The organism is Rossellomorea sp. QJM3NY_18 (assembly GCF_056173145.1).
On sequence record NZ_CM149659.1, the window covers coordinates 1346282 to 1359225 of the forward strand.

15 protein-coding genes are annotated in these 12944 nt (G+C 43.6%); 6 read left to right on the forward strand and 9 right to left on the reverse strand.

Annotated features, from left to right (window positions below):
* Window positions 1-10: 10 nt before the first annotated feature.
* The gene (locus AC0VXY_RS06965) at window positions 11-619 is read right to left on the reverse strand and encodes an NAD(P)-dependent oxidoreductase (protein ID WP_475527384.1); all 609 of its coding nucleotides are present in this window, start codon (window positions 617-619) and stop codon (window positions 11-13) included.
* 201 nt (window positions 620-820) lie between these two features.
* Here AC0VXY_RS06965 and AC0VXY_RS06970 point away from each other — a divergent pair, with 201 nt between their 5' ends.
* The 4 genes from AC0VXY_RS06970 (at window position 821) to fumC (ending at window position 4610) form a co-directional block, all read left to right on the forward strand.
* Window positions 821-1636, forward strand: coding sequence for an amino acid ABC transporter substrate-binding protein (locus tag AC0VXY_RS06970; RefSeq protein ID WP_475527385.1), 816 nt, complete (start codon window positions 821-823; stop codon window positions 1634-1636).
* Window positions 1620-2315: an amino acid ABC transporter permease gene (locus tag AC0VXY_RS06975; RefSeq protein ID WP_435992112.1), complete on the forward strand. Its 696-nt coding sequence runs from the start codon at window positions 1620-1622 to the stop codon at window positions 2313-2315. Before AC0VXY_RS06970 ends, AC0VXY_RS06975 begins: the two co-directional genes overlap by 17 nt.
* A gap of 18 nt (window positions 2316-2333) precedes the next feature.
* The gene (locus AC0VXY_RS06980; protein WP_435992110.1) at window positions 2334-3068 is read left to right on the forward strand and encodes an amino acid ABC transporter ATP-binding protein; all 735 of its coding nucleotides are present in this window, start codon (window positions 2334-2336) and stop codon (window positions 3066-3068) included.
* Window positions 3069-3224: 156 nt separating this feature from the next.
* Window positions 3225-4610: a class II fumarate hydratase gene (fumC, locus tag AC0VXY_RS06985; RefSeq protein ID WP_475527386.1), complete on the forward strand. Its 1386-nt coding sequence runs from the start codon at window positions 3225-3227 to the stop codon at window positions 4608-4610.
* Window positions 4611-4700: 90 nt separating this feature from the next.
* Here fumC and AC0VXY_RS06990 read toward each other — a convergent pair whose 3' ends face one another.
* From AC0VXY_RS06990 to AC0VXY_RS07000, 3 genes are all read right to left on the reverse strand, one after another.
* Window positions 4701-4919 (reverse strand): alpha/beta-type small acid-soluble spore protein, encoded by a 219-nt coding sequence (locus tag AC0VXY_RS06990; RefSeq protein WP_034763234.1) that lies wholly within the window; start codon window positions 4917-4919, stop codon window positions 4701-4703.
* 598 nt (window positions 4920-5517) lie between these two features.
* Window positions 5518-6615 (reverse strand): ABC transporter ATP-binding protein, encoded by a 1098-nt coding sequence (locus AC0VXY_RS06995; protein ID WP_475527387.1) that lies wholly within the window; start codon window positions 6613-6615, stop codon window positions 5518-5520.
* 96 nt (window positions 6616-6711) lie between these two features.
* Window positions 6712-7629 (reverse strand): PucR family transcriptional regulator, encoded by a 918-nt coding sequence (locus AC0VXY_RS07000; RefSeq protein WP_475527388.1) that lies wholly within the window; start codon window positions 7627-7629, stop codon window positions 6712-6714.
* 147 nt (window positions 7630-7776) lie between these two features.
* Between AC0VXY_RS07000 and AC0VXY_RS07005 the strand changes: the two genes are divergently transcribed.
* Window positions 7777-8037 (forward strand): metal-sensitive transcriptional regulator, encoded by a 261-nt coding sequence (locus AC0VXY_RS07005; RefSeq protein ID WP_258264150.1) that lies wholly within the window; start codon window positions 7777-7779, stop codon window positions 8035-8037.
* A 186-nt stretch (window positions 8038-8223) separates the two neighbouring features.
* On the opposite strand, the gene AC0VXY_RS07010 is transcribed toward AC0VXY_RS07005, so the two are convergent.
* Together AC0VXY_RS07010 and AC0VXY_RS07015 are read right to left on the reverse strand one after the other, a co-directional pair.
* The gene (locus tag AC0VXY_RS07010) at window positions 8224-8412 is read right to left on the reverse strand and encodes a hypothetical protein (protein WP_435992100.1); all 189 of its coding nucleotides are present in this window, start codon (window positions 8410-8412) and stop codon (window positions 8224-8226) included.
* 98 nt (window positions 8413-8510) lie between these two features.
* Window positions 8511-8720, reverse strand: coding sequence for a YheE family protein (locus AC0VXY_RS07015; protein WP_435994586.1), 210 nt, complete (start codon window positions 8718-8720; stop codon window positions 8511-8513).
* 126 nt (window positions 8721-8846) lie between these two features.
* Between AC0VXY_RS07015 and AC0VXY_RS07020 the strand changes: the two genes are divergently transcribed.
* Complete coding sequence (locus AC0VXY_RS07020) at window positions 8847-9245, forward strand: ferritin-like domain-containing protein (protein WP_060670520.1); 399 nt, start codon at window positions 8847-8849, stop codon at window positions 9243-9245.
* A 42-nt stretch (window positions 9246-9287) separates the two neighbouring features.
* On the opposite strand, the gene AC0VXY_RS07025 is transcribed toward AC0VXY_RS07020, so the two are convergent.
* From AC0VXY_RS07025 to AC0VXY_RS07035, 3 genes are read right to left on the reverse strand one after another with little or no spacing between them, the layout of a single operon-like run.
* A complete protein-coding gene (locus AC0VXY_RS07025; RefSeq protein WP_435992097.1) occupies window positions 9288-10481 on the reverse strand; it encodes a YheC/YheD family endospore coat-associated protein in 1194 nt (397 codons plus the stop codon).
* Entirely contained in the window at window positions 10478-11851 is a 1374-nt protein-coding gene (locus tag AC0VXY_RS07030; protein ID WP_475527389.1) for a YheC/YheD family endospore coat-associated protein, read from the reverse strand. Before AC0VXY_RS07030 ends, AC0VXY_RS07025 begins: the two co-directional genes overlap by 4 nt.
* A complete protein-coding gene (locus AC0VXY_RS07035) occupies window positions 11851-12942 on the reverse strand; it encodes a YheC/YheD family endospore coat-associated protein (RefSeq protein WP_475527390.1) in 1092 nt (363 codons plus the stop codon). The genes AC0VXY_RS07030 and AC0VXY_RS07035 overlap by 1 nt, the downstream gene beginning before the upstream one ends.
* Window positions 12943-12944: the final 2 nt, after the last annotated feature.

The window sequence follows — 12944 nt, forward strand, 5'->3', positions numbered from 1 at the left end:
TATCCCATCCTTAATAACAGATACCAACCCGGCTTTTGATGAAGGATTCGTCTGACAGTTGTTTGTATATGAAATCTCCGGTGTCATACATGGAAATGCTCTTCCCGGCATCAGGAAGGACATTTCGTTCCGTTCGGTAATTCCCCATCCTTTCTCCATCCGGTAAATAGGTCGGACAAACGATGGTCCAGTCCATTTCGGATGCCTGAAGCATGAGAAAGGCCCTTAAATGGTCTTCGGCCGCGGTTGTGCTCCTCCGTTTCGATTCACTTGACTGAAAACGGTAAAGGTGATCCTCCTGCCACGCCTGTAGGATGCCCGCCGTCCCGCACGTGATGATCCGTTTCACTCCATGCCTTCTCATGGCTTTTAACAGGATTGGCATGCTTTTTGTGAGGACATCCTGTTTATCTGTATTCAGGCAGCTGATCACGGCCTCCGAACCTTCGATGGTCTTCATCACATCTTCCTCGTTCAACACATCCCCGACAATTTCCGTACCGGAGGCGTCTTGTCCACTGCCTCTCCGTACCAATCGATTTACAACATATTCTGACATAGCCCGTTGAAAGACTACGGAACCAACTCGGCCCGTGCTCCCAAATAAAGCAATTTTCATATCATGCCCTCCCATTTTCTTATAAAAATAGTGTATCTTATAATCGGAAATTTTTACATGTTTGTGTAACCAAGGATACATACTAAAGAGGATAAGAAAAAAATCTCGATATGAAACTTTTATGTTGACTTATTTATGGTAACGTTTTATGATGACATTCGTAACAAATTTAAATCCGATAAGAATAGTGGGGGTTTTACAATGAAAAAGTGGAAATTATCCATTATCATGCTAATCGCCTTATCCATGGTATTAGCTGCGTGTGGACAATCTAAAGATAAAGAAGAATCAAATGATGATTCGAAAAAAACATCTCTTTACGATAAGGTAAAGGAAGATGGAGAATTACTTGTTGGGACGGAAGGTACATATCCTCCTTTCACATTCCATGACGAATCAGGAAAGCTGACCGGGTTTGACGTAGAAATCGCCCGTGAAGTAGCGAAGCGTCTTGGTGTAGAAGCGAAATTCCAGGAAACGCAATGGGATGCGATGTTTGAAGGTTTGAACTCCAAGCGTTTCGATATGATCGCAAACCAGGTGGGAATTCGTGAAGACCGTGAAAAGAAATACGATTTCTCTAAGCCATATATCGAATCAAGTGCCGTAGTGGTCGTGTCAAAAGACAACAAGGATGTCAAATCATTTGAAGATATTAAAGGTTTGACTTCAGCTCAGTCCCTGACAAGTAACTATCGGGATATCGCTGAAAAGAACGGGGCAAAGATCCAAGGTGTAGAAGGATTATCACAATCAATCCAGCTACTTGAACAAGGCAGAGTGGATGTAACCGTGAACGATAAAATTTCCATTCTTGACTACTTAAAGAAACAACCGAATGCCAAAGTTAAAATCGCTGCTGAAGCGGAAGATGCAGGTCAAAGTGGTTTCATGTTCCGTAAAGGGAATGACAAACTGGTTGAAGAAGTAAACAAAGCGTTAGAGGAAATGAAGGAAGACGGTACGTACAAAGAGATTTCTGAGAAATGGTTCGGAGAAGATGTATCTCCTAAGTAGCATATACCAGAATCCTGAAGCAATGATTGATATTTTACAAAGCTCCCTGCTTCCAATGTTAGAGGGAGCTTTGTATTATTCTATCCCTCTGACGCTGATTTCTTTTGCTTTAGGTATGATTCTGGCTGTACTCACTGCTCTTGCACGTTTATCAAATATATCAATTTTACGGGGAATTGCCCGATTTTATGTTTCGGCAATACGGGGTACGCCTTTACTCGTGCAATTATTTATCATTTTCTACGGGTTACCTACTCTTGGAATCAAATTTGATCCATTCCCATCTGCCATCATTGCCTTTTCATTGAACAAAGGTGCGTACTCATCAGAAATCGTCCGTGCGGCGATTCAATCGATTCCAAAGGGGCAATGGGAAGCAGGATATTCGATCGGCATGACCTATTCACAGGCGTTAAAAAGAATCATCCTGCCGCAGGCGACGAGAGTATCGATTCCGCCATTAGCCAACTCGTTCATTAGTCTAGTGAAAGATACGTCGCTTGCATCCTTGATCTTAGTAACCGAAATGTTCAGAAAAGCACAGGAAATCGCTGCGACGAATTATGAGTTCCTGCTCATGTATATGGAGGCAGCCGTGCTTTATTGGATCATCTGCTTTATATTATCGGTCATACAAGGCCGCATCGAGAACAGGCTGGATCGATATATTGCCAAGTAATTTAAAAGGAGATTGAATATGATTTCCATCAAAGGATTAACGAAACGATTTGATCAGTTAGAAGTCTTAAAGGGAATGAACGTAGAAGTCGATAAGGGTCAGGTCATCGTTCTGATCGGCCCTTCAGGCTCCGGGAAGACGACTTTCCTCCGCTGTTTGAATGCCCTTGAAATCCCGAATGACGGGACCGTTTCAATAGGGGGAACGGCGGTTGACTTCACTAAGAAAGCATCCAGGCAGCAGCTTCTTCAACTAAGAAGAAAAACGGGGATGGTATTTCAAAACTATAATCTGTTCCCCCATATGACAGCGCTTGAGAACGTCATGGAAGGCCCTACGGTCGTTCAAAAGCGTAACAAGTCGGAAACAAGAAAGAAAGCCATCCAGCTGCTTGAAAAAGTGGGCCTCGGAGATAAGGTCGATTACTATCCATTCCAGCTTTCAGGCGGGCAGCAGCAGAGGGTCGGCATCGCAAGGGCCCTAGCAATCGAGCCGGAAGTGATGCTCTTCGATGAGCCAACTTCAGCACTTGATCCTGAACTGATAGGTGAGGTTCTCAAGGTCATGAAAGACCTGGCTGAAGAAGGGATGACGATGGTCGTCGTGACCCACGAAATGAGGTTCGCGAAAGAAGCGGCCGATAAAGTCATCTTCATGGATGGGGGCTATATTGTCGAAGAAGGGACTCCCCAGGAAGTGTTTGAAAATCCAAAGAATGAACGTACGAAGCAATTCCTTAACTTAATACAATAAAGTGAGAAGATGAATGGGACGTGGGCTCATTCATCTTTTTTTTGGGTTTTATTCATATCGTCGGCCAGAGCTAATAAACTTTTTTAGAAAAAGGTTAGAAGGAACGTTTTAGTGGAAATATGGTAGTAGTTGGATCATTAACAGGGAGGAATGACAATGGAATACCGCATTGAACGTGACACAATAGGAGAAATGAAGGTGCCAAAGGAAAAATATTGGGGGGCCCAGACTCAACGGAGTAAGGAAAACTTCCAGATCGGTACAGAGAAGATGCCCATTGAGGTTACATATGCCTTTGCACAGTTGAAGAAAGCGGCCGCAGTCGTCAATCATTCTCTCGGAAAGCTTTCTGAAGGGAAGATGAAGGCGATTAGTAAGGCCTGTGACGAGATTTTGGAAGGGACATGGGATGACCATTTTCCCCTTGTCGTCTGGCAAACGGGAAGCGGTACACAGTCCAATATGAACGTAAATGAAGTAGTGGCCTATCGTGCCAATGAACTTCTCGGTGAAAATGGCTCGGAGGAGAGGGTCCATCCCAATGATGACGTGAACATGTCTCAAAGTTCCAATGATACATTCCCGACGGCCATGCACGTAGCGGCATATCAGGAAATTGAATCCAAGCTGTTTCCCGTGGTTCAGGAATTCACTGCAACACTGAAAGAGAAAGAGGATCAATTTCAGGATATTATAAAAATCGGCCGTACCCATCTCCAGGATGCCACGCCGTTAACTCTCGGGCAGGAAATCAGTGGATGGCGCTCCATGATGGAAAAATCCTATAGTATGACAAGAGAAAGTGTACAGCGTTTGGTCAACCTTGCCATCGGGGGAACAGCAGTAGGAACCGGGATCAATGCAGATCCTACTTTTGGAAGGAAGGTTGCGGCACAATTAGAAGTGCAGACAGGCATCAAATTCGTTTCATCTGATAATAAGTTTCATGCCCTGACATCCCATGATGAAATCGTGTACGTCCACGGTGCCATCAAGGCATTGGCAGCGGATCTTATGAAAATTGCGAATGATGTCAGATGGCTTTCAAGCGGTCCTCGAAGCGGCATAGGGGAAATGACGATTCCTGCCAATGAACCAGGCAGCTCAATCATGCCGGGTAAAGTGAACCCGACCCAAAGTGAAGCAGTGACCATGGTCGCGACCCAAGTCTTTGGGAACGATGCAGCCATTGGCTTTGCCGCCAGTCAGGGGAATTTCGAACTGAATGTATTTAAACCGGTCATCATCTATAATATGCTGCAATCCGTAAGGCTGCTTGCAGATGGAATAAAGTCCTTCAACGATAAATGTATGAAGGGATTAGAGGCAAATCTTGAGGTCATTGAAGACTTTGTGCAAAGATCCCTTATGCTCGTCACGGCCTTAAACCCGCATATTGGATATGAGAAGGCGGCTGAAATTGCGAAGAAGGCCCATCAGGACGGTTCCACATTAAAAGAAGCGGCGCTAAAGTCAGGCTATTTGACAGAAGAACAGTATGATGAATGGATTGATCCGGCATCCATGGTTCATAATAAATGATGGGAAAGTATGGACTGAAACTTATTAAAGACATAATGAAACCCCCGGCCTAAAGACCGGGAGTTTTAACCAATCATATTAAATGGGTGATTATTTTTGGTACCCGCCACCGATTTGTTGTTCAGCCATTTGAACCAGGCGTTTAGTGATTTCTCCACCTACAGAACCGTTAGCACGAGCCGTTGCATCAGGTCCTAATTGTACGCCGAACTCAGAAGCGATTTCGTACTTCATTTGGTCGATTGCTTGTTGAGCTCCTGGAGCTACTAGTTGGTTAGATGAATTGCTGCGAGATTGTTGCTGTTGCATAATCTGTCATCTCCTTAGAATGTATAAGTTTTTTGGTTGGGTTAGCTGGACTTGCACCAGCCCGCTATTCCATGAGCGACCATCTTCATATGGTGTAACCCATCGAGTGGGGTTAAGTGAAGGCTTGTTACTGCCTTGTTACTAGGTATTATGGTTTTTCTGGAGGATTATATTCAAGAGGGTGACAGGGAATTTATTCCTATTAAATACCTGCAAGTTTTCTACATAAATCACCATGATTGTAAAAAGGATAACACTATACAAAGATTTAGATTGAAAGTATGGTGACACATCATGAAAGCTTGCGCGTTATGTAACGGGATCGTTGAATACAGGGGCCTTTGCAAGAAGTGTGGGGACTCGACAACGGATCAGGGTAGATATTATGATTTTTACGATGAGTATAGTGCGTATATGGATATTCAGCACGTGCAATTAGCCGACGGCATTCCGAATAGCAGCTGCTCTGATACTTGTCTACATCTTTTTACATGCCTTCGGTGTGGAGAAGAAGAAGCCAAAAGTATCGACCTGACGGAATTTTAATAAAAAAAGGCGCTCCCTGAAAAGCAGGGGGCGCCTTTTTCTTCTTATATAGTTATCGGATTCTTAACTCAGACTCAGAATCAAAGAAATGAGCTTTATTCATATCGAATGCCAGGTCGATCGTTTGACCTGCAACGATATCTGTACGGGAGTCAACGCGGGCTACAAATTCTTGTCCTTCCAATTGAGAATATAACATCGTTTCAGCACCCGTTAATTCAGATACTTCAATCTTCGCCGTGATTTTCGCACCTTGAGCAGTATCCAGGAAAAGAGGCTCGTCATGAATATCTTCAGGACGCACACCAAGAATGATGCTCTTTCCTACATGACCTTGTTCGCGAAGCACTTTCATTTTTCCTTCAGGTACAGAAACCTTCGTATGACCGATGACGAATTTCCCATCTTCCAGAGATCCGTGGAAGAAGTTCATGGCAGGTGATCCGATGAATCCGCCTACGAAGACATTCTCCGGTTTATCATATACCTCTTTAGGAGAACCAACTTGTTGAATCACACCGTCTTTCATGACAACGATACGTGTGGCCATCGTCATCGCTTCTGTCTGGTCATGTGTTACGTAGATTGTTGTTGTTTGTAAACGTTGATGCAGCTTGGCGATTTCGGCACGCATCTGTACACGAAGCTTTGCATCAAGATTGGATAAGGGCTCATCCATCAAGAACACTTTCGCATCACGGACGATGGCACGGCCAAGAGCTACACGCTGACGCTGACCACCTGATAATGCTTTTGGTTTACGATCAAGCAGCGCTTCAAGACCGAGAATCTTAGCCGCTTCCTGTACACGGCGGTCAATTTCCTGTTTATCGAACTTTCGCAGTTTTAGACCGAATGCCATATTATCATACACACTCATATGAGGGTATAGGGCATAGTTCTGGAAAACCATGGCGATGTCACGGTCTTTTGGTGCCACATCGTTCACGCGCTTTCCGTCAATGGAGAAATCCCCTTTGGATATTTCTTCGAGTCCGGCGATCATACGCAGGGTAGTGGATTTCCCACAGCCCGATGGACCGACAAACACGATGAATTCTTTATCTTGAATGTGAAGGTTAAAGTCATTTACCGCCGTTACCTTGCTATCATAAATCTTGTGGATATTTTCTAATTTTAATTCAGCCACTTATTTTCTCCTCCTTGAAATGCAATCGTTTTCATCTATAGATTCATTGTAGAGAAAGCGGATTCAAAACGATATGGTCAACCTGCACAAAGTTGCCTAATCATTATTGGGCAGGTTGTCAGATTGGAAGCTTAAACAGGCAAAGTAGGCAAGGATTCCTCCTTGGAAGCTTTTAATATCTATATTTGTTTTTTCGATGAACTTATCAATCCTGTACTGGACGCTGTTCCTGTGCATGAATAATGTCTTGGCGGTCTGACTGATATTGGATTGGTTTTCGAGAAATGCCCTGATGGTGTGAATTTGTTCAGGATCTTCAGAAAAAAAGTCGGCGACCTTTTTAAAGAAATGCTCCTCCCACTCGTGTGGAAAGTGGTTGAGGGCGAATTCAGGCAGAACCGTCACGGCCGACTGGATGAATGCCTGCTTATGAATGGTTCTTGAGAATGCAAATAGCTCACGCTCATGGGCAAAATAGTCTGGTAGATGTAAATCGGCTTCATGAAACTGCCCTATGTAAAAAGAAGGGGTGACAAAGAAGTCCGATTCAATGACATGGGATATCGACAGCAGCTGCTCCTCATCCACGATCCACTCATGATTCTTTTCTATGAGCAGCCCCATGCGATCAGCCAGGAAAACGGGGATGGTCCCGTGTGGTAACAAATGTTGAAACGCTTCTCTCAGTTGTAGCTGATCCCTGCCTTCCTTCAGACTGAACTGAATGATGCGGAACTCTCCATCATTCATTGAGGGGACCGGCCCGTTTTCCAATAAGTAATTGTACCACTCGGCGGAACCGGAAGAATCATTTACGTTTCCAGGTAATGGGATAATCTCTTTGAACAAGCAAAATAATAAATCCAATTCCGGCTCGGTAATCTCTGATTGATCGATCCCTATATATTCATTTTCCTGTTCGTTTGTAAACCAGATTTTAGAAGATTCAAGGCTTGTGGGATAATGGTGCTGAATGATGGCAGCAGGATATTTTTTACGTAAAGATGTAAACATGTGATCCCTCTTTGTTCATTATTATAGTAAAAAAGGTTATAATGACATTGTACTGAAATAGCTGTAGTAATCAAAGAGTGCATGATTGCAAAAGTACAATAATTTTAATACTATTGTACAATGAATAATTCTTATGGGGTGTCCTGAATGGAATATACGAAAGAAGTAACCAATCGAATGAAGCGTCTTGAAGGTCAGGTCCGCGGTGTATTGAAAATGATGGAAGATGAGAAACATTGTAAGGATGTTGTGACTCAACTATCAGCCGTCCGTACTGCTGTTGACCGCACGATCGGCCTCATCGTGGCAAAGAATTTGGAAGCGTGCATACGCGAGTCGGAAGAAGAGGGCATGAAGGCGGAAGATGCCATTCAAGAAGCTGTCAATATGCTCGTTAAAAGTAGATGAATGATAAAGAGCTGCCAAAAGGGAAAGTCCCTCATGGGCAGCTTTTTTGTTTGAGTTTTTTTATTTGTCCAGCTCCGGCGGCTAGTCCCTCGAGGTCATAAGTCAAACCAACCAAAAAGGCAAAGAGCGCCTTTCCGGTTGGTTCGCCTTATGCTTGTCGGGCCTGACCAAGCCGCCTCCGCTTTTCTATTGCGGTCGTTCTTCATGATTAGTGATTTCAATCGCTTCTTCGATGTTCGTCGTGTTTTCCCTCATGTGGACGGAACCTCCGGACATGCCTTCGTTGATGAAACGGTCGACATCGAGAAATGCTTTTTCTTTTCCTTCGTAATTCGTATCAGGAAGGAATTGATCGTTCATATTGTCTTTTTTCATGCTCATCAGCCTCCTTTCTATAGTTTTAGAAAGGGAGCTGAAGTTATGCATGGGAGCAGGATTAAATTCTTTCTGACTGGGCTATTATATAGTTTGCATCACTCATAAACATGGAAAAGCATCAGTTCGTGGAGCTGCTTCTTAAGAATCTCTTCCTTATCGGACGGAGGAATGGGGCCGGTCCATTCGATCCTTCCGTCTTTATGGTATGTTCCTGTATATTTCGTCCCGCTGAAATAAAAGGAAAACATCCAGCCGGGCAGCTGCTTATTTTCGAACATGTTCTTAAATTGAAAATGTTGGATCATCATTCGTCACCTCCATTCATATTGTAAACGTTTTAACTCGAACTGTGTAGGACCGGCCGTGAAATGTATCATAAATGGAAGGCTCCTCTAATAGAATTTACTGAAGAGATAGGGGAGGGACGAAGAATGAATTCGTTTATTCGTGATTTAGAGAAGGCGATCAGTGATGAATGGACAGGTTATTATTTCTATAAAGAGCTAAAAGCACGTACCAATAATCCATTGTACGTTGAGTTTATTGAACACGCTCAAAAAGACGAAAAAGAACATTATGAAATGTTTCAATATCTTCATTATTTATTGACGGGAGAGTATTATGAGCACAAGAAAGAAAAGGTGGGGTTCACCACTTTTAAAGAAGGGGTCCTTCGGGCTCTGAAGGATGAACTGGAGGGTGCCGAGTTTTACCGGGATATGCTCCTTGAGATTCCCAATCAGCAGGCGTATAAACCGCTTTTTATTGCCATGACAGATGAACAGGAACATGCTACCAGATTTTCAACCATTTATAATTCCTTGCGATAAGCAATAAAGAAAAAGGTTGAACCTTGTGTCATCCACGAAGATTCAACCTTCACTGTTTTGTGAACTGAGTGTCATGAACGTACGGACAAGCTGTTTTCTCCGCTTCTTCTCAATCTCTACCTCATCGAAACACATCGGCTTTGAATTAATTTCAAACAACACGAATCCCCCTTGTTCTTTGGGAGCGAGGTCAATCGAAAACTCCCCTACATAGCCAAACGAATTGGCCAGTTCTTCCCCGCATGTTTGAACGATCCTCGAAATTTCTTTTTTTGTTTCTGCATCTGCTACTTCCTTCAGGGAAATGATTTTACCACCGGCAGGTACATGAGTGGTGACTTCCTGACGTTGGGACATGCGGACTCCGATACCGATCAAACGGAAATCTTCTCCTGTGTGAAGGACTAATATGCGAAAGTCGAAACGGTGTTCGTGCACTGTTTTGCAAGGGACCGCTTCCTGCATGATCCACTGATTGCCCATAAACCATTCGTTATACGTTTGATGAAGGCGGGAGATCGATGTAAACCTCTCTATTTTCTTAATGCTCTTACACAGAACTCGGCCCCTGTCATCCATTTCAATCAGTCGAATTCCTTTTCCTTGTGAAGCGAGAGAGTGTTTAACGTATACTTTCCGATGAGTGAAGAGGAAACGTGAAAGGGAAGCTTCATCGGTAACCAGTTCGGTCTGTGGCAGATATACTTTGAGATCATCATTTTTGGATAACAACTCGTAGATTTCCCATTTATTAAAGAAATGGGGGTTGAAGAATGGAATCTGATGCTTCTTGATAAAACGAAGAAGCTTTTCGTATGATTGATTTTGCTCGGCATGCCTTGATGGGACCCGGTTATAAATGACGTTGGGAACCGGAAACAGGCATTTTACCCATTTGTGTAAAACGTGATTATACATGATCCCCTCTATCGAATCACCCACAACATCTTGCGGGGAAAAGACGAAACAGATTCCTCCAGACTGCTCGACGTCCTGTTGGATCGACCGGAATAATTCGAAGTTCCCCTTATATTTATTTCTTCCTTCTTTACTTGAGACGATGCCGACTAAGGGAATCGCGGGACGATTCCTCGTTCGGGGGGGAATCGTAAATGTATAGCATTGATTGGAAACTTTAGAAGATAAGAGAAAGGAATCCTTTGCAAATCCATAGGTTGTAATCGCTTCTTCCCCGTGAAAAAAGGTCTTCTTCACCCGGTCGTAAAGGATAATCATGGAATCATTTCCTCGGGATGATCCAAGCTTTGTTGAGTGAGGAAAATGCCAAATGATAAGGCGAGTTTCCTTGTTAATAAATCAAACCTTTTTAAGTCAGGATGTGAGAATATCGACCTGCCAGGCTTGGAGTTTGCTTCAAACATCCAAATGCGATGTTGGTCGTCCACACCGAAATCGAATCCTATTTCACCGATGAATCCTTCAAGGTTCCCTTCGATGGAATGTGACAACAATAAAGCCGCATCCTTTAAAGCCTCTTCAATGGTTTCTCTTTCACTTTCTTCAAGGAATAGTTCTGAAAGAATCCTCACTTCCCCACCATTGTTCGCATGTGTCGTCACGCTTCCCATTCCTGCCACTTTTCCCGCCATTGCACTGACTTGCCAGTTGCCTTCTTCGTCTTTATTCGTATGGACCCGGAAGTCGATGGGGCGATTATTCTCTTTCAGTAAGGAGATTCCCTGCTGGACGACAAAGGAGTCCAGGTTCCGGCTTTTAAACACTGTATTGGCCAGCTGTTCAAGTGATTTAAACTTAAGTAAACGGTTCTTCTGATCTCCGTCCCTGAAACGGCAATAATACTCTTCTGTGGACCGGTTATACGTGATTTTGTGTATTCCGTTCCCGAGACTACCGTTTTTCGGCTTCAAATAAATATGGGTATAGGCGGAAAGCATTCGTTCCATTTCCTCAAAAGATTGGAATGGTCTCGTTTCCGGAAGGAAGTGTTGAACAGTCCGATCATTTTCTAATCTCTCGAAAAGGTCGAGTTTATTGAAGAACCCTGGATTATACCACGGAATGCCGTACTCTCTTTCCAGTCTCTCCTTCACTCCCTGATATGTTTTCCGCTTTTCACTCTGCCTGTTCGGAAGTCTGTCATAAATCACATTCGGGAAAGGGATTTCTTCAATCTCCCAACCTTCCCCAAAATGAAAAAATCCTTTGATGAGTCCATTCTCCCAATCAATATGACGTTCTCCAAATACAAATGGGATGACTCCCAAGGAAGATTGAACCGATAATAGCTTCTTGAAAAAGTGGGATCGCTGTCCGATGGGACTTAATCGGAAACTTGTGAAACCCGCAGTGAATATGCCAATCAGTACCCCTGCGTGTAAACATTCATCTTTACAATAGAGGGAGAGGGAATCCACTTTTGATGGAAGGTGCAGCTTTTCCGCTAAACCTGTACTGATCCCCATTACATTCCGGCCATTCGGATGGCGCCTGCAGCTGGCAGGTTGTCTTCTGGTCCCAAGTATCACCGTATGTGGAAGGGTGTCTTCCCGGGTTTTGAATCCAGACGGAAGGTAGAGGATGCTTTCTTCATCTTGGAAGTATTCGACTTTATATGCATGGAGCATTAGAAATCACCTCGCCTTAAGGATGTAAGAGATTGTGAGGATAGAAAGTCACAATAATCTAAAGGTGCCTGATATAATGTTGATAACTTCCCGGGATGTAAAGCATCCACTACCTTATGCCCCGGCTTAGAGTTCAAATCCAGGATCCATATGGAATGATCATCCCCGATAATGAGGTCGACCCCAATTTCAAAAAGAGGGGAAAAATGTTTTTCAAGAAGTATAGGGACTTCTTCTAAAATGGATGTGAGTTCTTCGTCGATAAAATCCCATGCGTGCAGATCATGGCTATTCTTCCACTCACTGTAGGAAAGATAGGATGCACCGAGGCTGATATTTGTCAGAATCCCATTCTCTTCCCCTTTACGGATTGCACGTTGGAATTCCCGCCATTCTCCATTGCGATCTTTATTCATGAGAATGCGCATATCGAAAGGGGCATTTCCTTTCGTCAGGTTTGGCAGCCTTTTTTGACAAATGAACGTGTTAAGCGTGAGCATGTGGTCAACCCATTTTAGAAAGACATCTTCATTTGCGAAAGATTGTTCTATGATTCCTTGCTTTTTGGTGGTGCGAACCACAATTTCATGTGGATGTGCAACGAGATGGTAAACAGCAAAACCATGGGCCCCGTCGACAGGTTTGATTATAATATCTTTATGTTTGAGGAGAAGATTTAATAAATGTTTTCCATCGGATACTAAGGATGTTGCAGGGATATAGGGGGCGAGGGAGGTCTGTTTCAGTTTTTCATAAAGATGCCATTTGTTTGGTAATCCGTAACCAAGGAAACGGATATGCTTCTGGTTTTTCAACCATTGAACGACGGCTCTCGCCTGCCGGGACTTCATATCCTTCTGATAATAGGTTCTGTCATAGATGTACTCCGGGATTTCAAAGGCATTTTTTTCCCATTCCCCCTTCACCCTGTCAAAATGAAATCCTTCCGCGGTTTCGTTTAAAGGAGATATTCCCTGTGGAGAAAACAGGAAAAGGTCGATTGGATATGAAAGGGACTGTTTTGCGATTTCGAGAAAGTATCCGTTCGTCACTTCCGGTGTAAGGGTCATGATGCCTAATGAGTGATTCATCG